At 42.4% G+C, this 17966-nt stretch carries 10 protein-coding genes and 1 tRNA gene; 6 read left to right on the top strand and 5 right to left on the bottom strand.

Features of this window, described 5'->3' with window-relative positions; genetic code table 11:
* Positions 1-112 precede the first annotated feature (112 nt).
* The 4 genes from AAEY98_RS17755 to pabB form a co-directional block, all read right to left on the bottom strand.
* The gene (locus AAEY98_RS17755) at positions 113-2506 is read right to left on the bottom strand and encodes a TonB-dependent receptor plug domain-containing protein (protein WP_335692010.1); all 2394 of its coding nucleotides are present in this window, start codon (positions 2504-2506) and stop codon (positions 113-115) included.
* Positions 2507-2773: 267 nt separating this feature from the next.
* Positions 2774-4495: a phospho-sugar mutase gene (locus tag AAEY98_RS17750; RefSeq protein ID WP_351018535.1), complete on the bottom strand. Its 1722-nt coding sequence runs from the start codon at positions 4493-4495 to the stop codon at positions 2774-2776.
* 388 nt (positions 4496-4883) lie between these two features.
* Positions 4884-5558: a glutathione S-transferase family protein gene (locus AAEY98_RS17745; RefSeq protein WP_335692008.1), complete on the bottom strand. Its 675-nt coding sequence runs from the start codon at positions 5556-5558 to the stop codon at positions 4884-4886.
* 479 nt (positions 5559-6037) lie between these two features.
* Positions 6038-7483, bottom strand: a complete 1446-nt coding sequence (pabB, locus tag AAEY98_RS17740) for an aminodeoxychorismate synthase component I (RefSeq protein ID WP_351018531.1) — start codon at positions 7481-7483, stop codon at positions 6038-6040.
* Positions 7484-7621: 138 nt separating this feature from the next.
* On the opposite strand from pabB, the gene AAEY98_RS17735 reads away from it, so the two are divergent.
* The 5 genes from AAEY98_RS17735 to AAEY98_RS17715 all read left to right on the top strand — a co-directional run bounded on the left by AAEY98_RS17735 (position 7622) and on the right by AAEY98_RS17715 (position 14765).
* On the top strand, positions 7622-9199 hold the full coding sequence (locus AAEY98_RS17735) for a fumarate hydratase (protein WP_101087056.1): 1578 nt from the start codon (positions 7622-7624) through the stop codon (positions 9197-9199).
* 197 nt (positions 9200-9396) lie between these two features.
* Positions 9397-11457, top strand: a complete 2061-nt coding sequence (locus AAEY98_RS17730) for a dipeptidyl-peptidase 5 (protein WP_502959653.1) — start codon at positions 9397-9399, stop codon at positions 11455-11457.
* Between the two features lie 860 nt (positions 11458-12317).
* Complete coding sequence (locus AAEY98_RS17725) at positions 12318-12941, top strand: YchE family NAAT transporter (protein WP_194956085.1); 624 nt, start codon at positions 12318-12320, stop codon at positions 12939-12941.
* A gap of 231 nt (positions 12942-13172) precedes the next feature.
* Positions 13173-13262: transfer RNA gene (locus AAEY98_RS17720), tRNA-Ser, on the top strand.
* 183 nt (positions 13263-13445) lie between these two features.
* Positions 13446-14765: a DEAD/DEAH box helicase gene (locus tag AAEY98_RS17715; RefSeq protein ID WP_335692005.1), complete on the top strand. Its 1320-nt coding sequence runs from the start codon at positions 13446-13448 to the stop codon at positions 14763-14765.
* Positions 14766-14818: 53 nt separating this feature from the next.
* Here AAEY98_RS17715 and yegS read toward each other — a convergent pair whose 3' ends face one another.
* Positions 14819-15748, bottom strand: coding sequence for a lipid kinase YegS (gene yegS, locus AAEY98_RS17710; protein ID WP_351018524.1), 930 nt, complete (start codon positions 15746-15748; stop codon positions 14819-14821).
* 351 nt (positions 15749-16099) lie between these two features.
* On the opposite strand from yegS, the gene AAEY98_RS17705 reads away from it, so the two are divergent.
* Positions 16100-17890 (top strand): DUF885 domain-containing protein, encoded by a 1791-nt coding sequence (locus AAEY98_RS17705; protein ID WP_192115001.1) that lies wholly within the window; start codon positions 16100-16102, stop codon positions 17888-17890.
* Positions 17891-17966: the final 76 nt, after the last annotated feature.

The raw sequence follows: 17966 nt of genomic DNA, 5'->3' as shown, positions 1-17966 counted from the left end.
TCAATCGTTTTATGTTCAGCTTGATGTAATGAAAAATGCCAATCAAATATGATTGGCATTTTTGCGTTTCAGCGTGGTTATCGGCTGAAAATACTCACTAATAACTAATCTTTTAGTAGGTATAACGTAGATCTAAGTAATAGTAACCACCGTTAAATCCAAACGGAGTATTGGTCAGTGGGTATACAAATATGCCGTTAAAATTATTATCCTCTGGGCGTTTCTCTGGATAAGTATCAAATAGGTTTTGTACCCCTAACGTTACTGAAAGGTTATCGGTTGCACGGTAACGAGTACTTAAATCAGTGGTCCATCTCGCACCATATTCTACTTCACTAGATGAATAACCCACGGTATATTCACCGAAATAGCTGAAACGTAAGTTAGTGGTGAAGTCATCATATTGATGAGTAAAACCGATGTTAGCGGTATTTTTCGGATTGGCTTCCGTCATGCGAACGACTTCAATATTATCAAATAGCTCGTCTTCTAATCCATTGAGGATCGAAGGCAAAGAAATTGACTCAATTTCAGTTTCTTTGTATGAGTAAGCAAGGTTTGCTTTTAGATCGCCGTATTCACCAAGGTCAAAACCTTGAGTGATAACTAAGTCTACACCTTGAGTTTTAGTATCAACCGCATTCATAAAGAAACGCGCCGAGTCGGCATTGGTGCCTTCAAGAATGGCTGCAATGGCGGGTGAGCTTTCTTTGTCGATAGAACCTGACAAAATGATTCTGTCATCAACATTGATTTCATAAGCATCTAATGTCACTGCAAAACCATTGTCGCCAGTGTAAACAATACCTGCACTATAAGAGTGTGATACTTCCGCTTTAAGATCGGGAATACCTAGCTCAGCTCTAACCGGTGATAACTGGTTAAAGGTACCTGACTCTCTAGGAATAAATTCACCAGTGACCGGATCAGGGTCAAAGAAAGTGGATACGTTGGTAAAATAAAGCTGTTGTACACTTGGCGCGCGAAAACCTGTATCAGTGGTTAAACGAAGTGCCACTCGGTCTGTTAGCTCATAACGACCAGACAATTTCCAGCTGGTATTGCCACCGAAATCTGAATAGTCTTCATATCGAACCGCTGCCGCCCAATAAAAGTCATCGGTAAGTTGGTTTTCAAGTTCGATGTACAAACCAAGGTTTGTACGGTCTTCATCTACTTCAGATTCTTTAGTGAAACCACCAAAGCCCTGGCTACCACCCGATTTATCTTGGTAATCGCCTTGGATATACGATTCTTCTTGGCCAGCTTCAATTTGATAGCCACTTTCGCGCCATGTGATACCCATTGCCACGAGTAAGTCAGAGTCATTGGCAAAATCGTAGTAGGTTGAAGCATCTAAGTTTAGATTCAGCTCACTGGTTGACAATGTACCAGCATCAAAGCTTGTTGGACTGTTAGGGCCAAGCGAAGCGTTAATGCTGTTTTCAACATTGTATTCAAAGCTGTTGCTACCAAAACCAACTGATGAATCAATTTCCCATTGGCCCAACTCAAACTCATAACCAGTGACTAAAGAGTAATCGATAATCTCTGGGCTTATTTGCGGTAAAAAGCCGTCTGGATACACTTCAATAACGTTACGAGAATCTAACGCACGACGATAAAAAGCGCCTGAAGTTGAGCTGCGTTTGCTAATACCACCAAAGGCATAAAGCTTACCCTTGGTATCTAACCCTTGCTCAGCATTTACAAATAAACCGTAGTTGTCATAATCACTGTCGCCAACATGATGATTTTTACGATCGAATGTGGCTTCACGTGGATCAAGGCTACCATCTGCTAGGGTCGGGTATTGCTGACGTGAATCAAAACCGGCACGATTGGTTGAATTTTTCTGATGTGCTTCTAAAGACACATTCACAAAGCCGTCTTGGCTAAAACTAAAGCCTTGATTAATGCCTAAGCGAACTTGTTCGCCGTCGCCTTCATAGGTTTGGCCAACCTGGGCGGCAATGCTGCCACCTTCGTCGCTGTCTTTCAGCACGACGTTGATGACGCCAGCAATCGCATCAGAGCCGTATAGCGCTGATGCACCGTCGCGTAAAATTTCAATCCGCTTAATTGAAGTCATTGGAATGGCGTTAAGGTCAACGTTTGATGAACCTTTGCCTAACGTGCCGGCTAAGTGAACCAATGCTGAACCGTGGCGACGCTTACCATTTACCAACACTAAAGTGTGATCAGGTGACATGCCTCGTAAGCTTGCAGGGCGAACCGCGTCGCTGCCATCGGTAATTGACGAGAATGGAAAGCTGTAGCTGGGCGCAGCAAACTGCAATGCCTTAGCGGTTTCGGTTATACCTGTTGCTTCAAGTTGTTCTGAAGTAATAATATCGACAGGGGTTGCACTGTCTGTGGCGGTACGAAGGGCAATACGCGATCCAATAACCTGAATGCGCTCTAGGTTTTCACCTTCTTCTGCAGCGATTGCTACTGGGGCTGAAATACTGGCAATAACGGCCAAAGAAACGAGACTTTTATACATTAGCAATCCTGCGATAACGTTATGAGTAATTTTGTAACATTATAGGTCATTTTCGCTGGTACATAGGTCGCTTTAATATAGGCTTAGTTAGTTCAATCAGGCATATCTCATGACACTCTGATCTAGTTAAAGGCGATAATTACTCCATTGTGGTCACAACTACCCACAGCCATAAACAAACGCCTGCTACTAGTAACAGGCGTTTAACATTTATTTTGTTAATGAGGCTTAAGTATTGTTAATGAGACTTAATCGCTTTATGAGCCGCTAGCTGGGTAAGCTCGTTTGGTGAGATGTAATGAAGGTCGCCATGGCATCCTCTGCACGAGTTTGTGCCGATGCCCAGGTGTCCGAGCTTGTCATGGTTTCAACCACTTCGTAATAACATTTAATTTTTGGCTCAGTACCCGACGGGCGAACAATGACTCTAGCGCCACCTTCTAAGGCATAAATCAACACATCGCTACTAGGTAAATCAATGGCTTGTTTGCTGCCATCAGCGGCAGTGCGCTGTAGACTTTTTAAATCGTCGGTCGAGATCACCGCATACTCACCAATTTTCACGGGTGGATGTTCGCGTAAATATGCACCAATATTTGGCGTGTCAGCATTAAGGGCAATACTCACTTGTTTATTAAGGTGAAATCCATGTTGGCGATAAATCTGCTCGAGTTTATCCCAAATGGTTTGTCCATTATCTGCAAGTTCTGCAGTCAGTTGGGCAAAGGCCACTAATGCCGATAATCCATCTTTATCCCACACTAAGTTACCAATGGTGTAGCCGAGCGCTTCTTCATAAGCGAATAAGAACTGATTGTCAGCTTGGTGCTTGGCAATACCGACATTCATTAACCACTTAAAGCCGGTAAGAGTGGTATAGCTTTGGCTACCAAACTCAGTGGCAATTTTAGACAACAGGCTTGAGGACACGATAGTAGTGCCAGTAAGTTGCTGATTTTTAGGTGCATGGCTGAGTAAGTATTGACCAAATAACACTCCAACTTGGTCGCCTGTCAACATTTGGTAGTCGCCATTTTCAGTGCGAGCGGCAACAGCAAAGCGGTCAGCATCAGGGTCGTTGGCACAAGCGAGTGTAGCATGGTGCTTTTTGGCTTCTGCAATCACCAAATCCATTGCGCCTTTTTCTTCAGGATTTGGAAAGTTTACCGTAGGAAAGTCGCCATCAGGTTCACGTTGAGCCGCCACTGAATACACTTGGGTAAAACCAGCATCATTTAATACCGTTTCAGCCATGTCGGCACCAACACCGTGCATTGCGGTGTAAGCTAAACTGACCTTGTCCTGTCCGCTGTGGTATTGCAGCTCTTTAGCTTCACGTATTCCTTGGCGATAGGCTTGATAGAAATCGTCTTGTAACCAAGTAAGCTTATCTTGTGATATTGCGTCATCTAAGGCTAAAAAGGGAATCGCCTGAGTGGCAGCCCGAGTAATTTGGGCGGCTATGCCTGTGTCGTGAGGAGGAATAATTTGTGCGCCATTTTCCCAATAGACTTTATAGCCATTGTATTGTGGTGGGTTATGACTTGCAGTAACCACAATGCCAGCCGCAGCGTTAAGATGTTTTACCCCAAAAGCGACTAACGGCGTGGCGGCAACCTTATAGGTTAAATGCACGTTAATGCCCATAGCGGTTAATACACTTGCGGCATCATGGGCAAAGGTAAAGGAATCATGACGACCATCGTAACCTATCACGACACCACGCTCGGCAGCATTGTCGATTTGCGCGAGTAAGTAAGCCCCCAGACCGGCAGTAGTTTGGCGGATAACCAAACGGTTCATCGCCATAGGGCCAACACCCACTTCGCCTCTTAGCCCTGCAGTGCCAAATGCTAAACGACCCGCAAAGCGTGCCGCTAGTTCTGTTTCATTGCCGTTATCGATTAACGTTTGCAGTTGTGAGCGGGTGTGTGGGTCGGGATCGTTATTGAGCCATTGGTTGATTTGATGTTGAAGATGGGTATTCATGAGTAACCTCATTGATAATCATTTTCAATAACAGTAGGAAAATACCGCCGCAAGAACAAGTAAATTCGTGTCAAAGTGGATAAAAATAACAAATTGTATTCATGATTTATACGCTTAATCTACATGCATAAACGCGATCATTAGCTTATAAACAACCAGTTGCAGCTAAATATCAAACCTAAAAACCGTGTAAATCAACTTTAAAGCTGTATATATAAACTTAAAAACATTGTATAGATAGAAACCTATAGTGTGCACAGTGGCGTTACAGCAAGAGTGGCGTTACAGCAAGATTGGGGCCAAGTAGGCAATACAAAAAAGGCTTATGGATATCATCCACAAGCCTTTTATAACGCGATTAAAATAACGCGATTAAAATCTATTTTGCTTAGATAACATAATTTTGTGGGAAAAACGCACGTTTTGCGTCTTCATCAAATTCTGCTTTAAATTGAATGTCTTTACCCATGTTTCTGGCGCGTTCAACTGCAGGACGGTTGTTGATGCTGTTAAACCAGCGTTGAACATTCGGGTAAGTGGCAAGGGCATCTTGGCCTAATACATAGCCGATTTTATCAACCCAACCCCATGCAGCAATATCGACAATGCTCAATTCATCACCGACGATAAACTCACGGTTATCAAGATGTGCGTCAAGTACTTGGTAATGGCGCTGAGTTTCACGTTGATAACGGTTTGTTGCGTAATCTATTTTCTCTGGTGCATGGTGAGTGAAATGGACACATTGACCAGAATAAGGGCCTAAACCAGTGGCGACGAACATTAACCACGACAGAAGCTCACCACGATTTTCCGGGGTTGCAGCTAATTGACCGGTTTTGTCAGCAAGGTATAAAAGAATGGCATTAGAATCGAATACACGCACGCCGTTATCTTCAATGGCGGGTGTTTTACTGTTTGGGTTAATTGCTTTAAATTCAGCGCTATGTTGCTCACCTTTTAAGGTATCCACTGGCACGAGTTCAAACTCAAGGCCTGTTTCTTCGAGGAACAGGGCAATTTTCATTGGGTTAGGGCCTGGATGGAAATAAAATTTAATCATGTGAACTCCTTAATAAGTAAGAAGTGTATTTAAGCAGGTTTTGAACGAATGCTCAATATGTTTTTGAGCGATCGTTCATGCTTGGAGGTAATTTGAGTGAATATTATAAATAATGGTTTAAAAACACGGATTAAAAAACAGATTCAAGCATAAGGTAATGCTATTAAAATCGATGATGTCTAGAAAATATTAAGGTTGCTGACCTTTGATAACAAAAGATAATCTGAGCCTAGAATTCATTAACTGAAGTTAACAAGCGTACTCAATATGGGCGCTGTGAGTAAGATAAACCTAGCTTGAGTACTTTCATGGCTTATCCACTTAGATAAGCAACTATTCACTTTTAACTCGTCTAAGCGCTTGCACCATTGAATTAATGCTATTACCGCCATTCTGCTGGTGACAATCTTACTAACGACTATTCTTTACACGCAATCATCTACTCGCAATCATCCACTCCAGTGGGAAGCGTCAGTATATTAATGATTGTCGACCGTTGTTTGTTGCTGATTTAGATTCGCCAACAAAGGTAATATTTTACTGACTTTATCAAAGCTTTCTTGATACTCCGCAGCGCCATTGGAGTCGGCAACAATACCACCACCTGCCCAGCAATAAATGTGATTATTTTCAGTGACCAAAGTACGAATAGTAATACTGGTGTCCATGTTTCCATTTTGGCTTATATAGCCGATGCTGCCGCAATAAAGGTTGCGTCTGGACGGTTCTAATTCTTCAATGATTTCCATTGCGCGGATTTTTGGCGCACCGGTAATTGACCCTCCAGGAAAGGCGGCGTTAAGTAAATCGAATGTTGTTTTGTGTGGTGCAAGTGTGGCAGTCACCGTACTGACTAAATGATGCACCGCAGGAAAGCTTTCAATGGCGAATAACGTCGGCACTTTAACCGAGCCTGGGGCGGCGACTTTACCGATATCGTTTCTGAGTAGGTCTACAATCATCACATTTTCGGCACGATCTTTCTCGGAAGTGATTAATGCGCTAGCGGCTTGTTGATCCAAAATGGGATCATGATGGCGCGGCATGGTACCTTTAATGGGTTTAGTTTCGATATATTGATCGTTAAGTTTAATAAAACGTTCTGGTGAGATAGATAACATGCAGTGGTTATCAACTCGCATAAATGCCGAAAAAGGCGCTTGGTTTGCAAGGGATAAAGCACAATAAGCTTGCCATTCATCTCCTTGATATTGAGCTTCAAATCGTTGGGTTAAATTGATTTGATAACAATCACCACTCAATAAATACTGCTGCACTTGAGCAAATTTATGTTGATACTGCTGACTGTCTATCTGATTACTCCAAGCCGTAGTTAATCTGAAAGGCCTTGATATTATCGCGTTACTGGCTGATTTTTGTATTTTAGATTCAATTAAATTCAACTCAACTTTTAACGCTTCAGATCCATCATAATGGTAAGCATACCAAGATTTATCAACGTAACTGTAGACGAATGAAAAATCATAAAAACCAATATTCATATCATCAAGATGAATATCTTTAATGGCAATTTGTGGCAGCTTTTCAATATTTCGGCCCAGGTCATAGCCAAATGCGCCCAGGGCTCCGACACTAAATGGATGTTGGCTGTCTTGCGCTGAAGGATATAACCGCGCTTGCAGTTCAGCTAATGTGTTAAAGGGGTTGGCGTGGCTATCTATTTTAATATTGAGTGCTTTGATGGCCGAGTCTTTGGCACTAAATTGACTGATGCCATCGCTGCTGGTTAACGTTGCAATAGGATTAAAGCCGATGATGTCGAATTTGGCATCTTGGTGCGGAGCATTGGCTGAGTCGAGTAATATCGCCCATGGCTGGTGGCTTACCAGTGAAAATAGTTGCTTTGTGTCTATTTTCCAGTCCAGTTTTTGCATGAAGAGTGCGTTTTTTGCCCGCGCAGACATCGATAACCCTTATCTAAAATGTGATGTAGCCCAAAAAGGATGGAAAGAGTATCATATTGGTCTTAATAGTTAATATTAAATCGATTCTAATAAAAACGATAACCATGTTAGGCCGCAATGGCTGCTGGAGCACCCCATATGTCGACGAATACCACATCTCACTCTACAACTCATTCACCTATATCTAGTCAAGCTGTCGTGATTAAACAAGCTGACTTTATTGAAAGTATTGCTGATTCTCTGCAATACATCTCGTATTACCACCCCAAAGACTTTGTTGATGCAATGACCAAAGCTTACGAGCGTGAAGAAAGCGCTGCAGCGAAAGACGCCATTGCCCAAATTCTGATTAACTCCCGTATGTCAGCCGAAGGCAAACGCCCTTTATGCCAAGACACTGGAATTGTCACCACCTTTGTTAAAATTGGTATGTCTGTTCAGTGGGATAAAACTGACATGACAGTTCAAGAAATGGTCGATGAAGGTGTACGTCGTGCTTATACCAATCCAGATAATCCATTACGTGCATCAATAGTGTCAGACCCTGCCGGTGCGCGTAAAAATACCAAAGACAACACACCATCAGTGGTTCATATTGACATGGTTGCTGGTAATCAAATAGAAGTGATGATTGCCGCTAAAGGTGGTGGGTCGGAAAACAAATCAAAAATGGCCATGCTTAATCCGTCAGACGATATCGCAGCTTGGGTAGAAAAAACATTACCGACAATGGGCGCGGGCTGGTGCCCACCGGGGATGTTAGGCATAGGTATTGGTGGTACTGCTGAGAAAGCGGCCGTTCTGGCCAAAGAATCATTAATGGACCCTGTTGATATTCATGAGTTGATGGCTCGTGGTGCAGAGACCACAGAAGAAAAGCTTCGTTTAGACATTTTTGAACGCGCAAATAATTTAGGCATAGGCGCTCAAGGTTTGGGCGGATTAACCACAGTATTAGACGTTAAAATTAAATCGGTACCGACTCATGCAGCGTCTAAACCGGTAGTGATGATCCCTAACTGTGCGGCTACGCGTCATGTGCATTTCCATCTAGATGGCACCGGCCCAGTCGATTTAGTACCACCATCGTTATCTGATTGGCCTGAAATTACTCGTGAAGCGGGTGAAAACACTCACCGTGTCAATTTAGATACTGTCACCCAAGCTGAAATCGAAACTTGGAAGAGTGGTGATACCTTATTACTCAACGGTAAAATGCTGACCGGCCGTGACGCTGCTCATAAGCGGATTCAAATGTTGCTTGAATCTGGTGAAGGTTTACCAGCAGGTGTCGATTTTACCGGTAAGTTTATTTATTACGTTGGCCCAGTAGACCCAGTCGGTGATGAAGTGGTTGGCCCTGCAGGCCCAACAACGGCAACCCGTATGGATAAGTTCACTGACATGATGTTAGACCAAACAGGCCTAATGGGCATGATTGGTAAGTCTGAGCGTGGTCCTGAAACGGTTGCTTCAATTAAAAAGCACAAAGCAGTGTATTTAATGGCTGTTGGCGGCGCGGCATACCTAGTGTCGAAAGCGATTAAGAAATCACGTGTTGTCGCATTTGAAGATTTAGGCATGGAAGCGATTTACGAATTTGATGTGCAAGACATGCCAGTGACCGTGGCGGTTGATACCAATGGTGTTAATGCGCACGAAACTGGCCCAGCGATTTGGAAAATTAACATCGCTAACAGTAAAGCTAATAAGTAAGCCATCGATAACATTGTGCTTAGACATAAGCGATAAGTGTCAATGTGATTAAACGCTCGGGTTTACAGCTTTTTACAAAAGGCTTGTTGCCTGAGCGTTTTGCTTTGGTTAGTCTGCAATATACATTTTATGATTACGTTTGATATTGGCTGTATTTGTGGCCTAAACGTAATACGTTTTATTTAAACAACTGAGACATGATAACAATGAAAAAGTCTTCTGTATTATTCGCACTGGTTGCTGCTGGCATGGCAACATCAGTGTCTGCGGCAGAGCCCGCAGCTTTTAATGTTCAGCAACTGGTTAACTTAAATAAGTTGCATTCAGCGGCCGTATCAAATGATGGTAAAACCATGGTGTACGGCGTAAAAGTGGTTGATGATAAAGGCGAGGGCAACTCAGATCTTTATCTTCTCGATTTGAACGATAAAAATGCTAAGCCAAAGCAACTTACCTCGGCAGCCGGTACTGAACACGACGTCAGCTTCTCGCCCGATGGAAAATCGATTTATTTTCTCGCCACGCGCACCGGCACCAGTCAATTGTACCAATTGGCCCTTGATGGCGGAGAAGCTATCGCGGTTACTGATTTACCGTTAGATATCAATGGCTACAAATTGTCTAACGATGGTAAGCAAGTTGTTATGACGCTGCGGGTATTTCCAGAGTGTAAAGACTTAGCGTGTTCAAAAGACAAGTTTACTGCCGAAGCTGAACGTAAAAGCACTGGCCGCGAATACAAGCAGTTGATGGTACGCCATTGGGACACGTGGGAAGATCATGCACGTAATCATTTGTTTGTTGCCTCGCTTAATGGCAACAAAATTACCACAGCAACAAACGTTACAGCGGGCCGTGACACTGAAACACCGCCTAAGCCATTTTCTGGTATGGAAGAGGTTACCTTTACTGCAGACGGTAAGTACGTTGTTTATAGCGCGAAAGCGCCGAGCCGTGATCAAGCTTGGACAACTAATTACGATTTATGGCAAGTGCCTGTAGCTGGCGGTGAAACGGTTAACTTAACCCCAGATAACCAAGCATGGGATGCCCAGCCAACTTTCTCTGCCGATGGTCGTTATCTTGCTTATTTAGCCATGACCAAGGCGGGTTACGAAGCTGATCGCTCCCGCATTATGTTACGTGACAATGCTACAGGTCAGGAAAAAGAAGTCGCACCATTGTGGGATCGCAGCGCGAGTTCATTAAATTTTAGTGCCGATGGTCGTACTTTGTATGTGACAGCACAAGATCTTGGGCAAGTGACCATTTTTGAAGTGAACACTCAGTTTGGTGATGTGCGTCCTATTTACAACCAAGGCAGTAACAGCCTGGTGGCTGTGACCAGTAATCGTCTCATTTTCCAGAAGTCATCATTAGTTGAACCTGGCGATTTATTCAGTGTGTCACTAGAAGGTGAACAACTTAAACAGCTAACCAACGTCAACAGTGAAAAATTAGCAGATATTAAGTTTGGTGATTTTGAACAGTTCAACTTTAAAGGTTGGAATGACGAAACCGTTCATGGTTATTGGATCAAACCTGTTAACTATGAAGAAGGTAAAAAATACCCAATAGCTTACCTGGTACACGGCGGCCCACAAGGCTCATTTGGTAACAGTTTCAGCAGCCGCTGGAATGCTCAGTTATGGGCGGGTGCAGGCTATGGCGTAGTGATGGTCGACTTCCATGGTTCTACTGGATATGGTCAAGCGTTTACCGACTCTATTGGCAAGGATTGGGGCGGAAAACCGCTTGAAGATCTTAAAAAAGGCATGGCAGCAGTTACCGCGCAGCAACCTTGGTTAGATGCTAACAATGCATGTGCACTGGGCGGTTCTTACGGTGGCTATATGATGAACTGGTTCCAAGGTAAATGGAACGATGGCTTCAAGTGTTTAGTCGACCATGCTGGTTTGTTTGATATGCGTTCTATGTATTACGTTACAGAAGAATTATGGTTCCCTGAATATGAATTCGGTGGCCCATACGATCAAAACAAAGAGCTATATGAAAAGTTTAACCCAGTAAACTATGTTGAAAACTGGAAAACGCCGATGCTCGTCATCCATGGTGAAAAAGACTACCGTGTACCTTATGGCCAAGGTCTTGCTGCATTTACCTTTATGCAGCGTAAAGGTATTCCTTCAGAGCTATTGGTATTTCCAGATGAGAATCACTGGATCTTAAATCAAGATAACCTACAGCTATGGTACAAGAATGTACTAGGCTGGATGGATCGTTGGACAGCTAAATAACCTGAAATTGGGATAACAAATGTCTCTCAAACAGCTCTTTGCCTTGCTAACGTTGTTGAATTAACTTGCAATAGACCCGCTATTGACGCGTCAATTCGCCTTGTTCGTAAAACAAATGACAAGTTTGAGAGTTGTTAACGTATAAGACTATGATCTTTATAATCATATATTTGTCTCTTATCCCGAGTTCAGGTTAAATAGTGTGTAGTTTCTCTGTAGAGGGTTTACGCAGGTCAGTATTGAAATAATGGCCTAATCTTCACAGCAGAGTTACTTTCAGAGTTAATTAAAAGAGATGTTGCCACTGGCAACATCTCTTTTTTGTGCCTAAGCTATTGTAGCTTCGGATATTGTGGGTCAAGCCAATCGCAGTTTTACCAGAGGTAATGAGTTATTCATTAGTCAAGGTGATGCTGGAATCGATATATACTGTTTACCTAAAAAATACACTTACATACTGTCAAAATAAACTGACCGGCTAAATGTATACTTTTAGGAGAAATAAAAACTCCGCTATCGTTAGTATTTTTCATCATAAGGCTATTCTTATTTTGTTGAATAATATGTAGGTTAACCACAGACAAACAAGATTTTAAGTTATGTTGTAGGTTAAATCATCATATTGATGCTAATTAGAACTGTATAGTGAAATAAAATAACTAAAAGTGCGTGTTTACGTTAACTGTCATTATGATGTAAAAACACAAATAATAGACGTTGCATTAGTTTTTGTATTGTAAAACGGTCTATCAAATATAAAAAATTTCATTTGGGGAATGGCAATGTTTCAGCTACATTAGCGCCCTCAGAATCGAGCTTCAATACAGGTAATATCAAGAGGGTTATACCAAGTGGATTTCATGCTTTATATCAAGTTCTTTCTAGGACTATTAGCCATTATTAACCCAGTAGGGTTATTACCTGTTTTTGTTAGCTTAACCAGCCATCAAACTGAAGTTGAGCGTAGACATACCAACCGGGTGGCAAACTTTGCCGTAGTGGTCATTTTATTGGTGACGGCAATAGCAGGGCATTACATTCTTAGTATGTTCAGTATTTCATTATCGGCTTTTCGTATTGCCGGTGGTAGCTTGATTTGTATTATTGCCATGTCGATGCTGCAAGGTAAAATCAGTGAAGTGAAACGCAACCAAGAAGAAGACCGTGAGTCTTCAGGTATGGAGTCTGTTGCGGTTGTCCCTTTAGCTTTGCCATTAATGGCTGGTCCTGGTGCCATTAGTGCGGTGATTGTGTTTGCGGCGGAGCATCACCAAATAACCAACTACATTGGTATGTTTTTAACCATTATTATCTTAGGTCTTGTTAGTTGGGGTTTATTTCGTATGGCGCCAATGCTGTTTAAACTATTAGGTAAAACTGGCATTAACGTTATTACTCGTCTAATGGGTCTACTGATGTTGTCTTTAGGCATTGAAGTGATCGCCGCGGGTGTTAAAGGACTTTTCCCTACCTTAATAGGTTAGTTAGCTTGCTAGTTGCTGTGCATTTGTGCAAACGCTTGATAGTGGGGATTTTTAGCTTGACCCGCTATCATCATTTGCGTAAAGTACGCCTCGATTAGCACTGCCGCGGTTAGTATTAAGTGGTTTTGTATTGTTGAGAGGTAATTATCCCACTCAATAGAATCAAGTATTAAGTACTGCCTTTTTATCTGATGTCTTTTAATGGTATGGATAAAAAGTCAGTCACAAATTGGTGAGCTGGCTGAGTGGCTGAAGGCGCACGCCTGGAAAGTGTGTTTAGGTTTATCCCTAACGAGAGTTCGAATCTCTCGCTCACCGCCATATTATGAAAAAAGACGTCTTCGGACGTCTTTTTTCATTTGTGTTTTAATACAATACTGACAATTTGGCTGATGCTTCGTCTCGCCGTTGTCTAGTATGACTTTATATTAACGAGGTGTTAGCGCTTGTTATGCGTAGCCTCTATAATGCTTTATTCTTGTTTTACTACTGAGACCCACTTTCATGCCTTTTTCGACACTTGGATTACGCGACACGATTGTCAATGCCCTACATGAAGTGGGATACAGTCAGCCGACACCGATTCAACAACAGACTATTCCGGTTATTTTAAAGGGTAAGAACCTGCTTGCCGCGGCGCAAACGGGCACCGGTAAAACCGCAAGCTTTGTATTACCAATATTAGAACGCTTAGCCGACACTGAAACCCAGCGTGCAAAACGTATTCGAGCGTTGATTTTAACCCCAACTCGCGAACTCGCAGTGCAAGTTCACGCCAACGTAGTTCAGTACGCCAAGCATTTATCGTTAACCTCTATCGCCATTTATGGTGGGGTTGATGAGAAGCCGCAAAAACAAGCCTTAATTGATGGTGTGGATATTTTGGTGGCGACACCAGGACGTTTACTTGACTTATATACCCAACGTGCTGTGCACTTTGATGAAGTTGAAGTGTTGGTGCTTGATGAAGCCGATAGAATGCTCGACATGGGCTTTATCGAAGATATTAATAAAATCATCGATAAATTACCTTCTGAACGTCAGAGTTTATTGTTTTCCGCGACATTATCAAACCAAGTGCGTGCGTTAGCGAAAACGGCCATTAAGCGTCCTGTGGAAATTTCGGTGATTGCTGATCGCGATTCAGCACCGAAAATCGAGCAGTGGTTAACGACGGTTGATAAAGATAAAAAATCAGCTTTATTAAGTCATTTAATTAAAACCGAAGAGTGGAATCAAGCGCTAATCTTTATCGAAACTAAGCAAGGTGCCGCTAAATTAGTCAGTCAGCTTGAAAAGCGTGATATTGCTGCTGAGTGTATTCACAGTGGCCGCAGCCAGCCGGTGCGTGAACAAATTTTAGCTGATTTTAAATCGGGTAACATTAAATACCTAGTAGCTACCGGTATTGCGGCGCGTGGTATTGATATTGACGATTTATCTCGTGTAATCAATTATGACTTGCCTTATCCGGCCGATGACTACATTCATCGTATTGGTCGAACCGGTCGTGCGGGTGCTGCTGGTGTCGCTATTTCTTTTGTGTCCAATGATGACTTTAAAAACCTGTGTATGATTGAAAGTCGTTTGGGGCATTTAATTGAACGCAAAGAAATAGTCGGTTTTGAACCATCTAAGCCTATTCCTATTTCGGTGTTGAATTTTATCCCAAAAAATCGTCAGCATAAATCAACCTCAGCGACAGACCGACCTACGCTGAGTTTAGGCAAATCGAAAACGGCTTCAGCTGACTTTAGAAAAACCAAAACAGCTAAAGCGCCAGCCTCGCCGAAAGGTAATAAACCTAATCCCTGGAATATCTAAACTGATTAGATAAACGATTAACTTAGTTGTTGTATCGGCGATTAAAGCGGAATTTACTTTCCGCTTTTTTGTGTTGATTTCTCAAGGCATGGACAGTCTGGCGGTAACACAAACTGAATGGCTTTTGGGAGTACTTCAAAACGCATTTGCTCTGTTGGATAGGGTTCGCCATCTAAATTAAGCGGTAACTTGATAGGGAAATCAATTTCTAGCCAACGGGTTTGAAAATGATAACAAAACCTGGCTTCATGACTCATGGCTTGTATTTCTTCTATCACCACCGGGATATCAAAGGTTGAAAATGACTTCAGCAGGGTGATATCCATCAAGCCATCATCAATTAACGCATTGGGCGCCAGCATTTGTCCGCCGCCAGCTTGCTTATTATTGCAAATGGCGCCTACCAGAATATCGCCATCGAACGTGCCTTTATCGGTGGTAATACTGCCTTGATAAGGCTTAAAGCCTAATGCTTTTGCCAATCCTATTAAGGTATAAGCCCCGCCACCCAGAAAATCTTTTAACTCTGTTGGGGTTTCTGCAGTCACTTGCGCGCCAAAACCGGCGACTGCCGCATTAATAAAATAATTATTGTTGGCTCGGATGATATCAATAGGGTAGCTGTCACCATGAATCGCCAGTTCCAAAGTGGAATGAATATTATTGCTAATGCCACACGCAGTGGCGAAATCATTTGCCGTGCCTAATGGCAGCACGGCTATTTCGAGCATATGATCCTGTTGTGACAGTTGCATCAGGGCATTAACAGCCTCATTAAGTGAGCCATCACCGCCACCAATAACCACTCTGCCGACATTATCGGCTATTGCTTCCGTCATAAAACGCAACATATCGGCACTTTCCCAAGAGACCCGCACATCAACAGTATGGCCTTTTTCACGTAAAGCGATAACCGATTGTCTGATGTCGACATTGGCGGCTTTTTTACCATTAAGCAGTAGTCGGATATGTGTTGAAGGCATCGTTAAGACCTCTGTTGATTATTATGGACACGGCTATGTAACTAAAAATCGGTTTCTAGGCTACAAGCAGTTGATCGATTCACTATTTTTATGTCACAAAAGGTGTCTGCATGCTGCAAAACCGTGACGAACATGATTAACTAATTATAATTGTCTAAGGATGATTTTTACTCATCACTATGTAGAAAAAGTATACGTTCCAAAAACCGTTAAGTTCCCAAAATAGTTAAGTTCCAAAAATTATTTAAGCACAAAATATATAGGCAGCCAAAATCTATACTCGCGAAAGCGATACCGAGAAAAAATAAGTGTAAACACACTAAAAAATAATAACAATGTAAGGGATAACTCATGAAAAAATCTTTACTTGCTTTGGCGGTTACTTTTGCCATAGTCGGCTGTGGCGATGACTCGGTTAAGCCAAGTCCACAAACCAAGACCGTTACTGCAGAGGCTAGCACAACTACAACCGTGGCAGAATTAACCTTTAACAAATATTCACAACAGTTTATTGATGAGCTGTGGGCATTATCACCAACCTGGGCTCTGTACAGTGGCAAACATGTTAATGATGGCTATTTAGATATCCCTAATCAAGCTAGCCGCGACAAAACGCTGCAATTTGTTAAGCAACAGCAAGCGGCACTAGCCCAATTCGATCCGCAGTCATTATCTGCTAACGAGTTAATTGATTATAAATTACTGAGTAATTTAGTTGAGTCAATGCAATGGGAAATTACACGCTTTAAAGGTTGGCAATGGGATCCATCTAATTACAATGTTGCCGGTGGTTTTGCGCAAATCATCAATGAAGACTTTGCCCCGTTAGATGAGCGCTTAGGCTCTGTTATTGCACGTCTTGAAAATGTGCCCGCTTATTATGAAGCCGCGCGACAAAATATTAGTGAGCCGACACTTGAGCATACCCAATTAGCGATTATGCAAAATCAAGGCGCATTTTCGGTATTGTCTGCCGAGTTAGCCCAGCAAGTCACTGATTCAGGCTTAAGCGCAGAGCAGAAAGCGTTATTTACTCAACGTTTTGATGCAGCAACTGCAGCGATTAAACAGCACATTGAGTGGTTAACCGCGCTTGAAACGAAGCTAACCGAAAATGGAGGCCGTGATTTCCGTATTGGTGAAACCTTATACGAAGAAAAATTCGCCTTCGATATTCAGTCTGGTATGACCGCTAAACAGTTATATGACAAAGCTGTGGCAGATAAAAATCATGTTCAGCAAGAAATGGCTAAGATCACCGATACCATTTGGTCAAAGTATATCGATACCCCAAAACCAGACGATGAGAGACAAGCAATTCGGCAGTTAATTGATGTGTTATCAACCAAACATGTTAAACGAGAAAACTTTGTTGCTGAAGTGCGTAAGCAAATTCCAGAACTGATTAAATTTGTCAATGACAAACAACTGGTGACGCTTGATCCTAACAAACCGTTAATTGTGCGTGAAACCCCTGAATACATGCGCGGTTTTGCGGGTGCTTCTATCAGTGCACCAGGGCCTTATGACAAAGGCGGTAATACTTACTACAACGTTTCGCCCCTCGATGACATGAGTGATGAGTCAGCCGAAAGCTATTTACGTGAATACAATCACTGGATTTTACAGGTACTGAATATTCATGAGGCTATCCCAGGGCATTACACACAATTAGTCTTTTCTAACCAATCTCCTAGTTTAGTGAAAAGCTTATTTGGTAACGGTGCCATGATTGAAGGTTGGGCAGTGTATACCGAGCGTATGATGCTGGAAGAAGGTTATGGTAATTTTGAACCTGAAATGTGGTTGATGTATTACAAATGGAATTTACGGGTCATTTGTAACACTATTTTAGACTACAGCATTCAGGTTAACGGAATGGGTGAGCAAGAGGTGATTGACTTGCTCGAGAATGAAGCATTCCAACAACGCGCTGAAGCTGAAGGAAAGTGGCGTCGAGCGACCTTAAGTCAAGTGCAACTGACTAGTTATTACGCTGGCTATCGTGAGATCTATGATTTCCGCGAACAACTTAAAGCTAAGCAAGGTGAAAACTTTGATTTAAAGCAGTTTCATGAACAGTTTTTAAGTTACGGTAGTGCGCCGGTTAAATTTATTAAACAGTTGATGACAGATAAATAGACCAATGATGTCTCATTCATTATTGTGACAAATGTCTCAAGGCCTGAAGTTTCAGGCCTTTTTGTTAATGAAAAGG

This window comes from Shewanella sp. AC91-MNA-CIBAN-0169 (genome assembly GCF_040310165.1).
In the GTDB taxonomy this organism is placed as follows: Bacteria; Pseudomonadota; Gammaproteobacteria; order Enterobacterales; family Shewanellaceae; genus Shewanella.
Note: the sequence above shows the minus strand (reverse complement) of the source record. Positions and strands in the feature narration are given on the sequence as shown.

Bases quoted from the DNA above. Each gene is read 5' to 3' on its own strand.
- AAEY98_RS17755 (WP_335692010.1), bottom strand. From the start codon at position 2,506: ATGTATAAAAGTCTCGTTTCTTTGGCCGTTATTGCCAGTATTTCAGCC.
- AAEY98_RS17750 (WP_351018535.1), bottom strand. From the start codon at position 4,495: ATGAATACCCATCTTCAACATCAAATCAACCAATGGCTCAATAACGAT.
- AAEY98_RS17745 (WP_335692008.1), bottom strand. From the start codon at position 5,558: ATGATTAAATTTTATTTCCATCCAGGCCCTAACCCAATGAAAATTGCC.
- pabB (WP_351018531.1), bottom strand. From the start codon at position 7,483: ATGTCTGCGCGGGCAAAAAACGCACTCTTCATGCAAAAACTGGACTGG.
- AAEY98_RS17735 (WP_101087056.1), top strand. From the start codon at position 7,622: ATGTCGACGAATACCACATCTCACTCTACAACTCATTCACCTATATCT.
- AAEY98_RS17730 (WP_502959653.1), top strand. From the start codon at position 9,397: ATGATAACAATGAAAAAGTCTTCTGTATTATTCGCACTGGTTGCTGCT.
- AAEY98_RS17725 (WP_194956085.1), top strand. From the start codon at position 12,318: ATGCTTTATATCAAGTTCTTTCTAGGACTATTAGCCATTATTAACCCA.
- AAEY98_RS17715 (WP_335692005.1), top strand. From the start codon at position 13,446: ATGCCTTTTTCGACACTTGGATTACGCGACACGATTGTCAATGCCCTA.
- yegS (WP_351018524.1), bottom strand. From the start codon at position 15,748: ATGCCTTCAACACATATCCGACTACTGCTTAATGGTAAAAAAGCCGCC.
- AAEY98_RS17705 (WP_192115001.1), top strand. From the start codon at position 16,100: ATGAAAAAATCTTTACTTGCTTTGGCGGTTACTTTTGCCATAGTCGGC.